Origin of the sequence: Chryseobacterium scophthalmum (assembly GCF_900143185.1) — a bacterium.
Lineage (GTDB): Bacteria > Bacteroidota > Bacteroidia > Flavobacteriales > Weeksellaceae > Chryseobacterium > Chryseobacterium scophthalmum.
Window position 1 is genome coordinate 2,163,775 of record NZ_FSRQ01000001.1, and the last position, 18,862, is coordinate 2,182,636.

Consider the following 18,862-nt stretch of genomic DNA (forward strand, 5'->3'; position numbering starts at 1 on the left):
AAGGTTTTGTATTTTAAATTATAATCTAAATTTCAGAAAGTAAATACATACAATATTACCTTACCGGTGTTCTGAATTCTCCGTATCCAGCCAAACCATCATAATTTCTACCGAAAGGTTTGTAATATAAAAATGCCTGATAAAGATTTTCCGTCTGCCAGAAATTACCGTTAATTTCACCTAAATTTAAAGAACCATTCGCTTCTTTTGTCGCTAAAATATAATTGTAAAAACCTTGCTTCATATAAATTTTAGCAACATATTTCTTAGCGGCTTCATCGTAATGCATTTGAAATTCTTTGGTCGCTTTAAAATCATTAAACCCTCCCACAACATAGAGTTCTTTATCCATCAAATCAGAATCTAAAGAAAAATGCACCCAAGCATAATCAGCTTCACGAGCCGCATCTCTTTCTAATCCCAAATCATTTCTTCTGTAATACCAAGCTCCGTTTACATCCGGTTGATATTGGTAATTTAAAGGATACGCCCAAACCGGATGAAGATACGTTTGGTTAACTCCGTCAACAATTCCAGTTTCACGAACCATATCTGCTGCAAGTTTCATGTTTTTATTATCAAAATAATAAAACTCGTTATTTCCGGGAAAAGCAAGACCCAACTGTTGAAAAAGTAATTGATTTCCCATCGTTGCGCTTGGTTTCTGATTCGTAATCTTCATATTCGGGTTGTTATTCTGCATCACGGTAAGTGTCATTGAATTTACATTCGAAGTAAGATCTCCGGCTTTTGAAACAGCCTGTACTTCTACCCTTTGGTTGATATTTGGATTTTTAGCGTCTGCAATTCTTGAAATATTCAGTGCTAAATTTACATTTTCTTCAACAATAGAAAACCTCCTTTTGAAAAGCGGCTGATCTACCGAACTTTTGTAAACAATCAATTCAAAATTTCCTGAGATTTTTGGCTGCATTTTCTCATTCGGAAACTTTAAAGTATAATGAGTATAAGCCTGAAGCGTATTAAAAGAATACTGAAACTGATCCAGCAAAGCATTCATCGAACCATTGGCAATTTCACTAAAAAAAAGATTGTCATCTTCCCAGTTTCTGTCGAAATGTTTGATGGTGTAACGGTACAATTCACTTGAATTGGTTAAATCGTCAAAACTCAATACCAATTGCTGATTCATCGTGATAACCGGCGTTTCGTCATTGGTCTGAGGATTAAACAACTGAATACTTTGAATGTTCTGCCCGAAAGCCAGCGAACCTAAACTGAGTAAAAATATCTGCAACGTTTTCATTATGACGAAGATAACGAATCTCTAAAGAATATTGTATTTTTGATAAAAAAATATTCAGAATATGTTTCAAATACAGGCCTTCGTGTTCAATTTTGCAAGTGAAAATACTTATGTTCTTTTTAATGAAAATAAAAACGCCTGGTTGATCGATCCGGGAAATATGAATGAGCAGGAAACCAAAGCTATCAAAAGTTTCATTACAGAAAATGGATTGAAGATTGAAAAAATCATATTGACTCACGCTCATATTGACCATGTTTTGGGTCTCCAATGGGCTTTTGATACGTTTAAAATACCTGTAACGATGCATCAGGAAGATCAGGAAGTTTTAGATATGCTTCAGGCAAGCGGAGCAAGGTTTGGCTTTCAGATTCCTGCAGTAAAAGTTGATACCGAATACATCAATGAAGGTGATGAACTGGATTTTGATGGAGAAAAATTTAAAATCTATCATGTTCCGGGACATTCTCCGGGAAGCGTGGTTTATCATAATGAAACTCAAAAATTTATGATTTCCGGTGATGTTTTGTTTGAAGGAAGCATCGGAAGAACAGATCTGTACAAAGGAAATTATGATCAATTAATTGATGGAATTAAAACCAAACTTTTTGTTTTGGATGATGAAACGCAGGTTTTTTCAGGTCACGGAAACCCTACAACAATTGGTTTTGAGAAACAGTATAATCCATTTTTGAGATAAAATGACATCAAAAAAAATATATTACTTACTTTTTCTCTTTGTTTTTTTGATAACAAGAGTAAATGCACAATTTGTAGGATATTACAAAATGGATGACGAAGGTTTAGACATACCAACTTATTCGTTATTTATATTACCTGACAACAAATTTTATTTTTTCAAATATGGCAGCTGGAAAAATGGAAAATGGAATGAAATTGATAAGGAAAATATAGAATTAATTGAGATTAAATCTGAAATTCCTCCTATTGAGGTTTATGGAAAATCTGATGAAAATAAAAAGGAAACAACTACCATCAACCTATTTGGTTATTTAAACGGACCTCTTAAAACTTATGCTTTCATAAACTTTTCAAAAGATACTATTTCTCCGAAAAAATTTCAGCCCGTTTTTAACGTTGATGAAAAATTGAGAGAAAATAAATATGTAATTACGAAAAAAAATGATGAGTCTAACTGGCTTACATTTAGCATTCCCGCCAATAAAAATAAAGTAAAATATGAAATCAGCTATCCTTTTGATGCTATAAATTATACATTTCCAATGGATAAAAAGTATAATTATTACTATATCATCGAAAATATAGATTCTATTTTACAACCTGTGACCTTAACACTTACAAAACAAAGTAAAGACTATTATATTGGTGTTGATAGATATATAAAACAGAAAGAATTGACGGCAGCTGAAACACTGAAAAAAATTCAAGATGCCAAAATATCGGTCGAGAATGAAAGTTACAAGAAGAATTTCGGAACCAAAATCCCCTACAAATCTGTAGAAAAAACCTTTATAAGTGAAACTTCAATTCTTGATTCACCAAGTGGAAAATAGATAATCACAAGATTTTTTTTAACAGATTAAAAAAAAATAAAACCGCCAGAAACTCTCTGACGGTTTTATTGTTTATGAAGAAACTAATTTAAAAGTCTAAAGTAATCGAAGCTCTTACAGCTGCCCCCATAATCGGTCTTGCCATAATCGTTCCGTCTCCCGATGGAGATCCTGCTCTTGGGTCACCTTCTGTAATTCCGATAGTGTTGAAGATATTTGTTCCGTCAACCGCAAATCTGATTTTTCCAAGCTGATAAGAAGTTCCCGCTCCTACTTCTGAAAACGATGGCAATGTTTGCGCATTTTTCTCATCCTGGAAACGTTTTCCGTAATAATTTACACTTGCATACGCTCTCCATTGCTTTGTAATATTCACAGCCGGAGCAATATTAAAGTAAAACTTAGGCATTCTTCTTACCGTGTTGTCATCATAATTAAATGTTGTTCCATCTGCATTGTTTCCTACAAAATCTTTGTATTTCGGATTTTGAATGGTTCCGTTAAAAGTTACTTCCAATAAATTATTAAATAATCTCGCATAACCTTCTAATTCCACCCCAAAATTGGTGGTGTTGGCAAATTTATTTTCTGAAGTTCCATCAGAGAAAACATCGGTAAATGATAGGTTTTTCAACGTAGAATAGAACGGAATCACCGCAATATCAAACGTTCTTGAGTAATATTTATATCCAACTTCCAACTGATTGGTCGTTACTGGTTTTATCGCTGAAAGATCCGTCATATTATTGTAATACGCTTCTTCATTCGGAGATCTGAAACCATTAGAAAAACGAGCATACACCGCATTTTCTGAATTAATTTTATAATTTAAAGCCGTTGTAAAAGAAACTCTGTTGACATCATAATTCCAATAGGTGAATTTATTTCCCAAAACGGACATGTTATCATCTGCAGTGGTCGTTAAGAAACTATGCGTTCCGTCTGTCGTTAAACCTGAATTATTTAAATTTCCTGAAGTGGTGTTTACGCCATAACCTTTGTAGAAATCACGACTGTAACGAATTCCTCCGTTGAAACTTAATTGATCAGTGATATTGTAATCTAAGTTCGCATATAGATCATTCAAACTTCCCTGAACCTGAGAATCCCTCAACAGGAAAGACATTTCTGTAACTCCATTGTATGTTTTAGAATAACCTGTACTGTTCGGCGTAAGTGAAGTATCAACTAAATTTAACAACTCAGGATTATCGGAAGCAGTTGCTAAAATATTGCTCCAGTTCCAATTTTGATGAGATTTCCAGTTAGATTTATAGAAACCTGCCGTTACATTTCCTTTATCAAATTTATAACTGAACTGTAAGTCGTTTACAAAATTATTCATCTGCTTATCGATCGCCCAGAAACCTAATTTCTGAACAAAAGCCGGACTCATAACTGCACCAGAACTTACGGAAGAATATTGGAAATTATTTCCCGTAATTCCATAACTTCTTGCAAAATCTGCAGCTGAAGTTGGTCCTCCTGAAGGGAAAATTCCGGTATAATTCATATTGATATTGGTGTATCTTGTCTTATTTAAAACAGAGAAATTCCCACCCAGATCATATTTAAATTCAGCTCCCAAAACATCAACTTTCGGATGAATTCCGTCTTCTAAATTTCTGCTGAAAAATCCTCCACCCGCTTGTGGAATATTTAACTGACTGATATTTCTGTAGCTGTACGTTCCATAATTGGCATCAAAACCAGCAAATTCTTTCAGATCATTTCCATTTTGCACCAAAGGAATTGGAAGATAGAAAGTATTTCTGTCGTCTAATTTTTTGTAATACACTTTTGCATATCCTTTGTCGAAAACATATTTCAGATTCATTCTGATTTGTCCGCCCTGATTAGCCTTAAAACCAGTTTTTCTGATTCCGTCATCTGTTCTGTAAAAACCTCCTACATTAAAAAACAATTTATCCTGAACCAAAGCTCCGCCAACATTCACATCCGTACGCATCAATCCGTAAGTACTGGTTTCCAGTTTTGCAGTTCCTTTGAAATCATTTCCACCTTCTTTGGTAATAAAGTTAATCAAACCTCCTGGAGAATTGGTCGCAAAAATAGATCCTGAACCTCCTCTCAAAGCTTCCAATCTACTTACAGAATTATCTACACGGAAAAAATTATCAGCATTTGCAAACTGTAAGGCTCCATCTTCAAAAACCGGAAGACCATCTTCCTGAACCTGCACAAATTCATATGCTCCAGCTGACGGAATTCCTCTTGCAAAAAGATTATTTCCTACTTCACCACCCGAAGTTTCAACGGCAAAACCAGGAACTCTTTGCAACAAAGCTGCTGCACTGATCGGGTTTTGCTTCTGAATTTCCTTTGCACTGAACGTAGAAATTGCAGTACTGGATTCTATTTTCTTTTTAGGATTTGAGTTTCCCGTTATTACCACCTGATCAATAGATGCAGTTCTTGTAGAATCCTGTGGAGTTTCCTGAGCATACGTATTATTGAAATAAAGCGTAGCAATTCCGGCAAGCAAAAAAATTGATTTGTTTTTCATAGCCAAATTGTTTTTATATAGTTTGTTTTTAATTTTGTTTTAGTTTTTTTTAAAACATTAAGGAGATTTAAGGTTTTAAGTTGAATTAAGGAAAACATCAAAGATGTTTCATAAGCGCTTAATTATTCGACAAAGTCAAATCTCTTAATTGTTCTTATCGAAATTCATCATCTTAATTCCTTAATGTTTAATTCCGTTTTAGTTTAAGATAAACACCGTTCGTCCATCCGAAGCCGTCCTGATTGGGATATTCTCCTCCGCCTGCAACAGTTTCTATATCTAAAGCGTTGTATTTTTCCATTAATTTTCCGGTATTCCTATAAACTCTTTCAACATTTGAAGACCAATTACTTTTAATTTTTTCAGCCAAATCATCAAACCCATAATTTTTCATCGATTTAAAACCCAACCATTGATAAGGCGCCCAAGCATTTGGAAAATCCCACTGTTGTCCGGAATTTTTGGTCGTGGTAACTAATCCACCTTGATAAAGAAATTTTTCTTCAATATTTTTAGCAACCGATTTTGCTTGATCTTCACTCGCCAAACCAAGAAATAAAGGATAAAGCGCTGCAATATGCTCAGACGAAGTTTTTATATTTTTTTTCATGTGATAATCTTTATAAGTTCCGGAGTTTTCATCCCAAAAATGTTTATCGATCATCTGTTTTCTGTCTGTCGCTCTTTCTGAATAATAATTTTCTTTTTCAGATAAATTTTGAAATGATGAAGATCTTACTAAAGTGTTTTCCAAATGCCATAAAAGACTGTTTAGATCAACCTGAGCAAGATCTAAAGTTTCAATCGTCTGAATTGTATCTCCGTCTGCAAACCATCTGCTTGAAAAATCCCAACCCGATTCACAGGCGCTTCTTATATTTCTGAAAAATTCTTCATTTGCATTTTCACTATCTTCAATATCAATTAAATAACTTTCGGGACGCGGTTCATTTTCTTCGTCGAAATATCTGTTTAAAATATCTCCATCAACTGTTTTCACTATTCTTTTTATGCTTGAACCGTTCTCCAGATCTTTTTCACCATTCATCCAGAAAGCATATTCCTTCTCTAAAGTATCGTAATATTTGATGTAAATATTTTCATCTTTCGTTGTTTCAAAAAGCAAATCGAGCATTAACGAAAAATAAGGTGGTTGAGAACGACTTAAGAAATGAGTTCTGCTCGCATTCGGCACAAAACCGACAGTCTGAATTAAATAAGAACAGTTCTCAATGATATTTTCCATCATTTCTATTCTTCCGGAAGTTTGCAAACCCAACATAATGAAATAGCTATCCCAATAAAAAAATTCGTTAAAACGCCCTCCAGGAACAATATAAGGCTTTGGAAGTTTTAATAAAGTTCCTTTTTCTTCGTAAGCTGTTCTGGTCAATTCGTCCCAAAGTTTTTCGATATGCTCATCAATCGGTAATTGTGTTTCTCTTGTAATTGAAATTTTAATTCCTAAAAAATCGAAATTAGAAAGTACAAATTGTTTTAAATCAAAACCTTCTGCATTTTTTTCATTTTCATATTTAGAATTAATTTCAGCAACAGAAAATAATGGAACCGCATCGGTCATTGTTTTTTGGTCTTCAAAAATCTGAAACCTTTGAACCTCATCAAAAAGCGTTTGAATTTCGTTGATGTATAGTTGATTATTCATCTTTATTTTTTAGGATTTATTTTTAATTTATTCATGATAACTGCAGAAACAATCAGTAGCGAAAGCGGAATTAATGAAAGATAAAACGCCTGTTGTCCACTGAATTCCTGAAATACAAAACCGGTTATGATAGAACCTACCGTACCTCCGATTGCAGAAAAAACGACAATTAAACCAGCCATTGCGCTGTGTAAATATTTTGGGATCGATGCTAAGATCACAGAATTAATACTCGGATAGATCGGAGCCAACAATCCACCCATTAATGGAAATAAATACACAACGAGCGGAGCGTTGAACCAATTGGTATTTGTATTAATATGAATGTTATGAGTTAATGGTAAGACCAAAAGAATGCTTATTGCAAAGCCAACAACACAGAAAGAAACCACATAGATCCAACTGAATTTCTTAGAGAAAAAGCCTGATAAAAATCTTCCTAATGCAAAAGCTCCAGCTAAAACTGCTCCTGCCTGAATAGACATCGAGGTCGGAACTTTTAAAATTTCTTTATAAAAAGTAGGCGTCCAGGTCTGGAAACTTTGCTCCACCAAAACAAAAAGGAAAGCGCACAGCAAAAAGAACAATACTTTTTTGTAACTGAATAAGCTAATGCTGTTTTTTAAATCTCCAAGCAAATCTGTTTTCTCACTTTTTGCATCGCTTTCATTGAGCTTAGTAAAGAATAAAAACAAAAATGACAAGGTAGAAACTCCACCCAAAACCCAATAAACATTAAGCCAATGCGTAGATCTAGGATCATGATCATCAATAAAAAGACTAAATAAAACATTTCCCGCTAAAACTCCAATCATAAAAAAACCTTCCAGATATCCCATAAAACTTGAGTGTTCTTTATCTGTATTGGTCACCAATCCGATTGAAGTAAAAACTGAAATTTTAATTAGCGCAAAAGAAATCCCAACAATGGTAAACAATAATTTGAAAAACCAGAAATCATTGGCAAAAGGCATCACAAAACACATACAGCTCACCAAAAACAATGCGATCAACATTGATTTTTTAATCCCGATTTTCGGTAAAAACGATGCTAAAATAAATGAGCAAATTGCAATCGGTAAATCTTTAAAACCCTCTAAAACACTTGCTGAAGATTTTGTAATTCCGAAGTTTTGCTGCATCTGTAAAATAACCGTTCCTACCGAATTCAAAAGAATTGCAAAAACGAAATAGTTTAAAAACAGAACCGCCTTGATGTTGAAATTTTTCATTAATTAATTTCTTGGTGGCTAAGATAGAAGCATTCCGGTTAACGGTAATTTAACACGGTAAATGAATATTTGAACTATATTAATATAATTCTTATTTTAGACAACAAAAGAAGGTTAATTAAATGAAAGTTACATTTGAACGAGTGATCCCCAATGAAAAGAGTTCTTTTCGGACGATCCATAATAACTCTCCTATTTCAGAATTCAAATGGGAATATCATTATCATCCCGAAATTGAGCTTGTCTGTGTACTTTCCGGGAGCGGAACACGTCACGTCGGTTATCATAAAAGCAATTATACCAATGGTGATTTGGTTTTGATCGGTTCAAATATTCCACATTCCGGATTTGGTTTAAATTCAATTGATCCACATGAAGAAATTGTACTCCAGTTCAAACAGGAAATTTTGCAGTTTCCAGAACAGGAAGTTGAAGCAAGATCCATCAAAGACTTACTGGAGCTTTCTAAATATGGTATAAAATTTCACCGAAAAATCAAAAAAGCAATGATTCCAAAATTGAGATTGATGCTGGAATCTGAAGGCTACAAAAGATATTTACTGTTGCTTGAAATCCTTTTTGAACTTTCACAATCTAAAGATTACGAGCTTTTGAATAACGAAATCATGCCTTACACCATCATTTCAAAAAATAAAACGAGGCTTGAAAATATTTTCACGTTTGTAGAACACAATTACGACAAAGAAATCAATATTGAAGATGTCGCTAAATTGGCAAATCTTACACTTCCCGCATTCTGTAATTTCTTTAAAAAGGCAACTCAGATCACCTTTACAGAGTTTGTAAATAGATATCGTATCAACAAAGCATGCTTATTAATGGCGCAGGATAAAAGTATTTCTGAATGTAGCTACAGTTGCGGTTTTAACAATGTTAGTTATTTCAACAGAATGTTTAAAAAATATACAGAAAAAACACCTTCAGAGTTTATGAAGAATTTCTCGCACAGTAAAGTGAATGTAGATTTGAAGGTTGAAGAACCTAAAATAAAAATTGGATTTTAAATTGTGGATAACTCTGTGGATAAAATTGTGGATAACTTTACTACATTACAAGTTATTGATTTTAAATAACATAAGTTTAAAAATCGCTAAGATAATATTTTCCTCATTGTTGATAACCTATAAAGATATCAACAATTTTCCACAAAAACTTATTTCCCTTTAATTTAAAAATACAGCGATGATAAAGAAATTAACATCGGAAGTATCTCAAAACTATTCAGTCTTATGCTTCTTTTTCTCTGTCAATTTTTTAAACCAGACTAAATTATAGTTACAAAATTTGCAAATAGATCACATATTTACAAAGTATATTTTATTGATAATATCCGAAAAAGTACTTCTCAATACATTTACAGCCTTAGTTTTAAAAACCTCACCTATTTTAGTAAAATGTAAAAATATATTCAAAAGACATCTTACGAGTTTATTTTAATAAAAAGTTAAATGTGACTTGAAAATTCAAAAAACTTAAAATAAAATCAGCTTTTAAATTGTGGATAATGATGTGGATAAAATTGTGGATAACTCAAAAACATTATAAAATATCTATCTATAAGCTATCTAGAAGGCTATTTTTAAAAATAACAAGATTCTATATTGTTAGTAACTTATGAAGATATTAATAGTACTTATCTAAAAACAACCTCCATTTATGAAAGTACAATTACAATAAAGAGATCAATAATGAAATTATCACCCAATTGATCAATCCTACATTATTTAAGCGGTTCAAATTACATTTACACAGCAAGTACACCGATATGATACAACAAAACATATCGCAGATAACAAAGGATAAAAGTATTTCAGAATTAACAATACAACTCTATATATCAAATACTTAAATATTTTAACAATCCGCAAAAGTGAATTTAAATGACGTCTTATGAACTGAGGAACAATATATCATACAACAATTTAAAAGCTGAAAACGACCCTAAAATTAAAACCAAATTTTAAACATATTTATCAACAATAAATTGTGGATAAGTCTGTGGATAACTTTGTGGACAACATTTAGCCTAATCAATAATAGACTATCTATCAATTAGATAATATTATTTTTCTCAATTGAAATTAGAAAAAAAATAATTAATTCTAATTTTTATTAAATTTTATAAATTAAAGATTTTCAATAAGTTGATAAAAAAGAAAATTTTCACACTAAGATAGTTGTGGAAACTATGTGGATAAAATTGTGGATAACTCAGAAACATTCTGATTATCAATAATAAAACAAAAAAAGCTATCCCCAAAAGGACAGCTTATATATTATTTGCAAGAAAAATTAACCTGCAACAATCAACTTTAAAATTATTTCCACTTTATATTGCAACCCATGCTCGGTCTCTGAATTTCTTCCTGAGGCTCACCGATTAAAAGGTTTTCAAAAGCAATAATTAAATCTTCTCCAGTCACTTCTTTATGATTTCCAGGTCTTGAATCATCCATCTGACCTCTGTAAATAAGGTCTAATTTATCATCAAAAAAAAAGAAATCCGGCGTGCAAGCTGCATCGTAAGCTTTTGCAATTGCCTGGCTTTCGTCATATAAATAAGGAAAATCAAATTTTCTTTCGATTTGAAACTCAATCATTTTTTCCGGAGAATCTGCAGGATATTTTTCTACGTTATTAGAATTGATCGCAATAAATTCAATTCCCGCCTCATTATAATCTTCATACAGTTCTGTCAACTTATCAATAATGTGAAGTACAAACGGACAGTGATTGCACATAAAAATCACCAATGTACCTTTTTCACCTTTCAAATCATCTAATGACTGAACTTCATTGCTTTTTGAAGGATTCGGAAGTTCAAAAAACGGAGCTTTTGTACCTAATGCCAACATATTTGAGGGAGTATTCATATCTTTTTTATTTATCCACAAAGATAAAGATTTCTTTTCTTATCTAAGAGGGAAGCCCGAAGTTGGATGATGGAAGTTTAATAAGTTTTTTTTGAAAAGATCAATCAATCGAGTTAGACTATGTAATCTATCTATTTTTACAATAATATTAAAATTTTCTCTGCAAGCTCCCATTGTTTCAGCATTCAGTAAATTATAATAGTTCACCAAGTCTTCCATAAAAAATTAAATCTTAAAATTTGTTTGGAAGATGTATTTAAAAGTTTGTAGTTTTGCTAACACTGTTAGTAAATAAAATCATGGGCTTACATGAACGTCGTCAAAGAGAAAAAGAATCTATCCGTGCAAATATTTTGCAGGCTGCATTCACTTTGGCTAAAACTGACGGTTGGGCATCGCTTTCTATTCGTAAAATAGCTGATGCGATTGAGTACAGTGCTCCTGTTGTTTATGATCATTTCGAAAACAAAGAAGCGATTTTATATGAAATTTCTATCAACGGATTTCATTGCCTTCAAATAGAATTACTAAAAGCTCAGAAAAAACACGAAAGTCCGGAAGATCAATTGACAGCAATTGTAGACGCTTATTGGAATTTTGCCTTTAAGAATAAAGAATATTACCAATTGATGTTCGGTTTGGGAATGCAGTGTAGCGGAAAAGGTTTAATGAAAGAAGAGTTTTCTTCTTTTCAGGATATGATTTTCGATTGTACTTATGAAATTATCAAGAAAAAAGGATCAAATGAAGACAGTGCTTGTCACTCTTCTCACGCTTTATTTTCTGCAGTTCATGGATTGATTTCGATTATGATGATGAGAAATGATGATATTCCTTCAACGATGAACAAAACTACTTTAGACGAAACGGTTTCGGCTTTTATTAAATCTTTGTAAATTTTTTTTGAACTAAAAATTAACACTGTTAGGAAAAGTAACACGAAACAATTAACATAATTTAAATTAAAAATAAAAGACTTTAAAAATGAAATACGATTTTTTTACATTATTTCTTGCCATTTTTTTTTCCTTCTCATTAACACTGTTAAGAAAAATAACACGCAAAACCACTCAACCAAAAACTTAACTCCAAAATTGTAATCATGGAAATGACAATCTAAACCACCAGTTAAAATCAGGTTATTTTTTTGACTTCTCAATTAACACTGTTAGAAAATATAACATGATTTAAAATAAAAACAACATTACTTAAATTAACACTTCATTAAAAAATAAAACTTAAAATGAAAACAACTGCAAAAGCAAAATTAATCGTACTTATATCGAGTATCATTCTTTTACAAAATTGCACAAAAGCAGCAGAAGGTACCAATGCCGCTCCACCCGCTCCAGAATTGCCAGTTTATACTGTTACTACATCTCCAGCAACAATATATCAGGAATTTCCAACCGCATTGGAAGGAAAAAACAATGTGGAAATAAGATCTCAGGTTGACGGATATTTAGATAAAATTTATGTAGAAGAAGGTGCTTATGTAAGAGCCGGACAAGCTTTATTTAAAATAGATTCAAGAGCTTACGGAGAGCAGATGAATATGGCCAATGCCAATTTACAGGTTGCCAATGCCAATATTCAAAAAGCAAAAGTTGAGGTTGACAGACTTGAACCTCTTGTATCTGCAAAAGTAGTTTCTGAAGTACAGTTGAGAACTGCAAAAGCAAATTACGCAGCAGCTGTTGCTGCGGCTTCACAAGCAAGAGCTTCAGTTGGTGGCGCAAAAATCAATGTAGGATTTACAACGATTACCGCACCAGTAAGTGGATACATCGGAAGAATTCCTTACAAAAAAGGAAGTTTAATTTCAAGAACAGATGCCAATCCGTTGACTTTATTATCAGACATCAGTGAAATTTATGCGTACTTCTCTTTAAGTGAACTTGATTTTATCGGTTTTCAGAAAAAATATCCCGGAGCAACTTTAAACGAAAAACTTAAAAATATGCCTATGGTAGATTTGGTGATTGCCGACAACACTACATATCCTGAAAAAGGTAAAATGAGCATTGTTGACGGACAGTTTGATAAAACTACAGGTGCAATCAGTGTTCGTGCCGTTTTTCCAAATGCAAACGGGGCTTTGAGAACAGGAAATACAGGTAGAGTTCGTATGCCACAATTATTCGCCAATACGCTTGTTATTCCACAAGAATCAACTTTCGAAATACAGGATAAAACCTATGTTTATATTGTTGGAAAGGATAAAAAAGTAACCAGCAAGCCTATAACAATTTCTGGAAAAACAGACAGTTATTATTTTATTTCTGAAGGACTTGCAGCAGGTGAAAAAATTGTTTACACAGGAATTGGTGCATTGAAAGATGGCGTTATGATTCAACCAAAAACAATTTCTTCCGACAGTCTTTTGAAAGCAAGACCATTGTAAAAACCGTTTAAATTTTAACCACAAAAGTCACAAAATATTTTTTTCTGTTTGAAAAAGTAGAATGCTAAAATTATAAAGTTCACAAAAACGAAGATCAAAGATTTTCAAAACTAATGTGTTCTTTTTAAAAGCAATACTTAAAACTTAATGTGACTAATGTGTTTAAAAACTATTGTGTCTTTTGACTTCGTCGAATCTTCGATTTGTGGTAAGAACATAGTTTAAACAACATTAAAAAATAAACTTCTTATGTTAAAAAAATTCATAGATAGACCGGTACTTTCTACGGTTATCTCCATTATACTTTTGCTATTGGGAGCGATGTCGGTTTTCAACCTTCCGATAACCCTGTTTCCCGATATTGCACCACCGAGTGTTCAGGTGACGGCATTTTATCCGGGAGCGAATGCAGAAGTTGTCGCCCGTTCCGTTGCTGTTCCGATTGAGGAAGCGGTAAACGGTGTTGAGAACATGACGTACATGACGTCAAACTCAAGTAACGACGGATCAATGACCTTGAGTGTATTTTTCAAGCAAGGTTCAGATCCGGATAATGCAGCGGTAAATGTTCAAAACCGTGTTTCAAAAGCAATGAGCCAGCTTCCACAGGAGGTTGTACAGGCGGGAATTTCGACTCAAAAAGTTCAGAACAGTATGATCATGTTCATGGGACTTTCTAGTAATGACCCGAAACAATATGACGAACTTTTCTTACAAAATTATTTGAAGATCAATGTGATTCCACAAATACAACGTATTCCGGGAGTTGCTCAGGCTCAGGTTTTCGGGACGAGAGATTACTCGATGAGACTTTGGCTGAAACCAGACAGATTGGCTGCCAATAATCTTTCTCCGCAGGAAGTTTTGAATGCTGTAAAAGATCACAATCTTGAAGCCGCTCCAGGACGTTTGGGACAAGGAAGCAAGGAAACTTACGAGTATATTTTAAAATATAAAGGTAAATTAAACAAAAACGAAGACTACGAAAATATTGCCATCAAATCGAATAGTGACGGTTCATTTTTAAGATTAAAAGATGTTGCAAGAGTAGAATTCGGTTCATATACCTACACGGCAGCGAACAGAGTTGACGGAAAACCAGTTGCAGGTTTTGCTATTTTGCAGACTGCAGGTTCTAATGCGAACGAAATTTTAACTGATATTGAAAAGCAGGTTGAGCAGATGAAGCCTTCGCTTCCAAAGGGAGTTGAGCCAATTATCATGTACAATTCCAAAGACTTTTTGGATGCGTCGATTCATCAGGTTGTAGAAACTTTAATTATCGCATTCATTTTGGTATTTATTGTAGTATATATTTTCCTTCAGGATTTCAGATCTACATTAATTCCTGCGATTGCCGTTCCAGTAGCAATTGTTGGTACATTTTTCTTCCTTCAGCTATTTGGTTTCAGCATCAATATGTTGACATTGTTCGCATTAGTTCTAGCCATTGGTATTGTTGTGGATGATGCGATTGTCGTTGTAGAAGCTGTCCATTCTAAAATGGAACAAACCGGAATGCCGGTTGAGCAAGCAACGACAAACTCAATGAGTGAAATTTCGGGAGCGATTATTTCCATAACATTGGTGATGTGTGCGGTATTTATACCGGTTGGTTTTATGCAGGGTCCTGCAGGGGTTTTCTACAGACAGTTTGCCTTTACTTTGGTGATTGCGATTATGATCTCAGCAATTAATGCATTGACATTAAGTCCTGCTTTATGTGCTTTATTATTAAATGATCCTCAAGGAGAACATGGAGAACACGGTCAGAAAAAAGGTTTTGGAGCAAAGTTTTTTAATGCTTTCAACAAGAACTTTAATAACATGACCAAAAAATACATTTACAGCCTTAAGTTTTTAATTAAAAATAAATGGGTTGCGGTTACAGGTTTAGCAGCAATCACAACAGCAAGTGTTTTCTTGATCAATAAAGCACCAACAGGATTTATTCCTACAGAAGATCAGGGATTTGTTTTGTATGCTGTGAATACTCCTCCCGGAAGTTCATTAGACAGAACGCACAGAGCTACTGAACAGATTGATAAAATTATCAATGGTGAAAAAGCTAAAAATCACCTTTGGGTAGCCGATGGAATGAACTTTATCAGTAACGCCAATGCTTCACCGTATTCTGCAGGTTTTATTAAATTGAAAGATTACGAAGATCGTGGTGAAATGAAAGATCCGGATCAGATTGCAGCGGCTTTAACCGGAAAAGTAGCACAGGTAAAAGATGCAAACGCATTCTTCTTCAACTTCCCTACCGTACAAGGTTTTGGTAACGTTTCAGGATTTGAATTTATGTTACAGGACAAAACCAACGGATCTTTTGAACAATTGGGAGTCAATACTCAGGTTTTCATTGGAGAGTTGATGAAACGCCCGGAAATTGCTTTTGCTTTTACAACCTACGCAGCCGGAAATCCTCAATATACCATTGATGTTGATACCGATAAAGCCAATCAGTTGGGAGTTTCTATTACAGAATTGATGCAGACCATGCAGATTTATTACGGAAGTAGTTTCGTTTCAGATTTCAACAGATTCGGTAAATATTATAGAGTAATGGCTCAGGCAGATATTCCTTACAGAACCGATGCTAATTCTATGGAAGGAATTTATGTTAAAAATAAATCGGGCGAAATGGTTCCTGTAAAAACTTTGGTAACGTTAAAAAGAACTTTCGGACCAGAAACGGTTTCAAGAAACAACCTATTCAACGCAGTGACCATTAATGGAACTCCAAAACCTGGCTACAGTACTGGAGACGCCATTAAAGCCGTAGAAGAAGTTGCTCAAAAATCACTTCCAAGAGGTTATGGTTACGAATGGACAGGGATTACTCGTGAAGAGATCAAAACCGGTGGACAAACTGCTTTTGTATTTATGCTAAGTATTTTGTTCGTGTATTTCTTACTGGCAGCTCAGTACGAAAGTTACATCCTTCCGTTTGCCGTTATTTTAACTATTCCAACAGGGATTTTCGGAGTGTTTGCATTCACAGGATTAGCGGGAATTGACAATAACATTTACGTTCAGGTCGGATTGATCATGCTCGTCGGATTGTTAGCGAAAAATGCGATCCTGATCGTAGAATTTGCCGTTCAGCGAAGAAAAGCAGGAAAAACATTGATTGAATCAGCGCTTCAGGCTTCAAGATTACGTTTAAGACCCATTTTGATGACTTCATTTGCTTTCATCATCGGTATGCTTCCATTGGTTTGGACTCAAGGTGCAGCAGCAAAAGGAAATCACTCTATCGGAATCAGTACTGTTGGTGGAATGTTTACAGGAGTTGTCTTCGGGATTTTCATCATTCCGGTGATGTATGTGATCTTCCAGTATTTACATGAAAAAATGCCAAGCAGAAAACAAAAAAGACTTCAAAAACAAAAATTGGAGGAAGAACTTTTGGCAACAGCACATTAATAAAAAAATGATCAACAAAACTTTGAGAAATAAAAATCTTATAAAATTTTTCTTCAAATTTAATTTAAAGATTTTCTAAACCATTAAGGTTTTTATTAAGATGTTAAGAATATTAAGATGAGCTTCACTTGAAGCACAGTTCTTAAAAAATCTATTGATTTTTCTTAATCCAACTTAACTTCTTAAATATCCTTAATGGTTCAAAACAAGCAAAATATTATCTCCTACTAAAGACAACTTTGCTTATCACTCAAAGTTTTGTGATCAATTTAAATATATAGACTTATGAAAAGAGTAAAAAATATAATCATCGCTTTTGGGATCGCATTAGGTGCTGTTTCCTGTGTGCCAAAATTGGCATATCAGGAAACAAAACCCGAACTTCCCGAAACATTCAAATATACTGTAACCGCAGACACTGCAAGCGTCGCAAACTTAGAATGGAAACAGTTTTTCAACGATCCCATTTTACAGGATTTAATTGAAAAAGGAATTAAAAACAATTACGATCTACAAATTGCTTTAAAACAGGTCGCTTCTTCACAGGAAAAACTGAAACAGGCAAAATATCTTCAATATCCTGATGTAGGTTTCGGAGTTTCCGCACAAATCTCAAAGCCTTCCAAAAACAGCATGAACGGACAAAGCTTAAATCTGTTTTTAGGTCAAAGTCACGTTGAAGATTACAATGCTGCATTCAACTTATCTTGGGAAGCAGACATTTGGGGTAAAATTAAAAACCAACAAGAAGTTTCAAAAATGCAGTATCTGCAGACTTATGAAGCGACAAAAGCAATTCAGACACAGGTTGTTGCTGCAATTGCTCAGGGATATTACAATTTATTGATGCTTGATAAACAATTACAGATTGCAAAATCAAACTTAGATTTAAGCACCAATACCCTTTCTCTTACAGAAAAATTGTGGCAAAGCGGTGATACGACTTCTTTAGGAGTTCAGCAGGCGACTGCTCAAAAGCAATCTACAGAACTTTTGATTACTCAATTGGAACAAAATATTGCGATTCAGGAAAATGCTTTGAGTATTTTGGTGGGTGAAAATCCAAATAAAGTCAACAGAACCATTGAAATGTCTGATACTTCTTTACCACAAGATATTTCTGCAGGACTTCCAGCAGCGATGGTAAGTCGTCGTCCGGATGTTCGTCAGCAGGAATTGGTTTTATTAGAATCAAATTCTTTGGTAGGAATTGCGCAGGCAAATATGTATCCTGCACTGAAAATTACCGCAAACGGCGGAGTCAATTCATTTAAAATTGACAACTGGTTTCAAATTCCGGCATCTTTGTTCGGTTCAGTTTTGGGCGGTTTGACTCAGCCTATTTTCCAAAAAAGACAGTTGAAAACAGATTTGAATGTTGCTAAAATTCAGAGAGAGAAAAACGTTTTGGCATTCCGTCAATCCGTTTTAAATGCAGTTGGTGAAGTTTCTGATGCCTTGGTCTCTAATGAAAGTTTAAAAGTTCAGGAACAAAAAGCAACCGAACAGGTAACAACTTTAAAAAACGGAATTAAAAGCGCTGAAATGCTTTACAAAGGCGGAATGGCAAATTACTTAGAAGTGATTACAGCTCAGGGAAATTCTTTACAGGCTGAATTGAATCTTGCGTCGGTAAAAAGACAGAGATTAAGCAGTATTGTAGATCTATACCGAGCTTTAGGTGGCGGTTGGAAGTAGTAAATTTAATTATATTGTTAATGAAATGCGGTCTCTCGGGATCGCATTTTTTATATGAATACATTTTGAACCATTAAGGATTAATTAAGGAGTTAAGAAATATTAAGTTTAGCCTCGCTTTTAGGCTCATTGTCTTTCAAATCTATTTGATTTTTCTTAATTCAACTTAACTTCTTAATAAAAATCTTAATGGTATAAATTTAAATG

General features: G+C 33.8%; 12 protein-coding genes. 7 read left to right on the top strand and 5 right to left on the bottom strand.

All coding sequences use genetic code 11. The annotated features are described in order from the left end of the window. Positions 1-55: 55 nt before the first annotated feature. Positions 56-1,267: a type IX secretion system plug protein gene (locus BUR17_RS09790; RefSeq protein ID WP_074230101.1), complete on the bottom strand. Its 1,212-nt coding sequence runs from the start codon at positions 1,265-1,267 to the stop codon at positions 56-58. A 61-nt stretch (positions 1,268-1,328) separates the two neighbouring features. Here BUR17_RS09790 and BUR17_RS09795 point away from each other — a divergent pair, with 61 nt between their 5' ends. Then, the gene (locus BUR17_RS09795; protein WP_074230102.1) at positions 1,329-1,967 is read left to right on the top strand and encodes an MBL fold metallo-hydrolase; all 639 of its coding nucleotides are present in this window, start codon (positions 1,329-1,331) and stop codon (positions 1,965-1,967) included. A gap of 46 nt (positions 1,968-2,013) precedes the next feature. Further along, complete coding sequence (locus tag BUR17_RS09800; RefSeq protein WP_143747552.1) at positions 2,014-2,802, top strand: hypothetical protein; 789 nt, start codon at positions 2,014-2,016, stop codon at positions 2,800-2,802. 88 nt (positions 2,803-2,890) lie between these two features. Here the strand turns inward: BUR17_RS09800 and BUR17_RS09805 are convergent, their stop codons facing one another. From BUR17_RS09805 to BUR17_RS09815, 3 genes are all read right to left on the bottom strand, one after another. Next, positions 2,891-5,329: a TonB-dependent receptor gene (locus tag BUR17_RS09805; protein WP_074230104.1), complete on the bottom strand. Its 2,439-nt coding sequence runs from the start codon at positions 5,327-5,329 to the stop codon at positions 2,891-2,893. A 187-nt stretch (positions 5,330-5,516) separates the two neighbouring features. Further along, positions 5,517-6,995, bottom strand: a complete 1,479-nt coding sequence (locus BUR17_RS09810; RefSeq protein WP_074230105.1) for a trehalase family glycosidase — start codon at positions 6,993-6,995, stop codon at positions 5,517-5,519. A 2-nt stretch (positions 6,996-6,997) separates the two neighbouring features. After that, on the bottom strand, positions 6,998-8,227 hold the full coding sequence (locus BUR17_RS09815) for an MFS transporter (RefSeq protein ID WP_074230106.1): 1,230 nt from the start codon (positions 8,225-8,227) through the stop codon (positions 6,998-7,000). 122 nt (positions 8,228-8,349) lie between these two features. Here BUR17_RS09815 and BUR17_RS09820 point away from each other — a divergent pair, with 122 nt between their 5' ends. Then, positions 8,350-9,252, top strand: a complete 903-nt coding sequence (locus tag BUR17_RS09820; protein WP_074230107.1) for an AraC family transcriptional regulator — start codon at positions 8,350-8,352, stop codon at positions 9,250-9,252. 1,314 nt (positions 9,253-10,566) lie between these two features. On the opposite strand, the gene BUR17_RS09825 is transcribed toward BUR17_RS09820, so the two are convergent. Continuing rightward, positions 10,567-11,121 (bottom strand): thioredoxin family protein, encoded by a 555-nt coding sequence (locus BUR17_RS09825; protein WP_074230108.1) that lies wholly within the window; start codon positions 11,119-11,121, stop codon positions 10,567-10,569. 272 nt (positions 11,122-11,393) lie between these two features. On the opposite strand from BUR17_RS09825, the gene BUR17_RS09830 reads away from it, so the two are divergent. The 4 genes from BUR17_RS09830 (at position 11,394) to BUR17_RS09845 (ending at position 18,655) form a co-directional block, all read left to right on the top strand. After that, positions 11,394-12,017, top strand: a complete 624-nt coding sequence (locus tag BUR17_RS09830) for a TetR/AcrR family transcriptional regulator (protein ID WP_228418658.1) — start codon at positions 11,394-11,396, stop codon at positions 12,015-12,017. Positions 12,018-12,364: 347 nt separating this feature from the next. After that, complete coding sequence (locus BUR17_RS09835) at positions 12,365-13,525, top strand: efflux RND transporter periplasmic adaptor subunit (protein ID WP_074230110.1); 1,161 nt, start codon at positions 12,365-12,367, stop codon at positions 13,523-13,525. Between the two features lie 249 nt (positions 13,526-13,774). Then, a complete protein-coding gene (locus BUR17_RS09840) occupies positions 13,775-16,957 on the top strand; it encodes an efflux RND transporter permease subunit (protein WP_074230111.1) in 3,183 nt (1,060 codons plus the stop codon). A gap of 285 nt (positions 16,958-17,242) precedes the next feature. Next, the gene (locus BUR17_RS09845; protein WP_074230112.1) at positions 17,243-18,655 is read left to right on the top strand and encodes an efflux transporter outer membrane subunit; all 1,413 of its coding nucleotides are present in this window, start codon (positions 17,243-17,245) and stop codon (positions 18,653-18,655) included. The last annotated feature ends 207 nt before the right edge of the window (positions 18,656-18,862 follow it).

What these genes read in the sequence shown, in the direction of transcription:
- BUR17_RS09790 (WP_074230101.1), bottom strand. Translation starts at nt 1,267, where the DNA reads ATGAAAACGTTGCAGATATTTTTACTCAGTTTAGGTTCGCTGGCTTTC.
- BUR17_RS09795 (WP_074230102.1), top strand. Translation starts at nt 1,329, where the DNA reads ATGTTTCAAATACAGGCCTTCGTGTTCAATTTTGCAAGTGAAAATACT.
- BUR17_RS09805 (WP_074230104.1), bottom strand. Translation starts at nt 5,329, where the DNA reads ATGAAAAACAAATCAATTTTTTTGCTTGCCGGAATTGCTACGCTTTAT.
- BUR17_RS09810 (WP_074230105.1), bottom strand. Translation starts at nt 6,995, where the DNA reads ATGAATAATCAACTATACATCAACGAAATTCAAACGCTTTTTGATGAG.
- BUR17_RS09815 (WP_074230106.1), bottom strand. Translation starts at nt 8,227, where the DNA reads ATGAAAAATTTCAACATCAAGGCGGTTCTGTTTTTAAACTATTTCGTT.
- BUR17_RS09820 (WP_074230107.1), top strand. Translation starts at nt 8,350, where the DNA reads ATGAAAGTTACATTTGAACGAGTGATCCCCAATGAAAAGAGTTCTTTT.
- BUR17_RS09825 (WP_074230108.1), bottom strand. Translation starts at nt 11,121, where the DNA reads ATGAATACTCCCTCAAATATGTTGGCATTAGGTACAAAAGCTCCGTTT.
- BUR17_RS09835 (WP_074230110.1), top strand. Translation starts at nt 12,365, where the DNA reads ATGAAAACAACTGCAAAAGCAAAATTAATCGTACTTATATCGAGTATC.
- BUR17_RS09840 (WP_074230111.1), top strand. Translation starts at nt 13,775, where the DNA reads ATGTTAAAAAAATTCATAGATAGACCGGTACTTTCTACGGTTATCTCC.
- BUR17_RS09845 (WP_074230112.1), top strand. Translation starts at nt 17,243, where the DNA reads ATGAAAAGAGTAAAAAATATAATCATCGCTTTTGGGATCGCATTAGGT.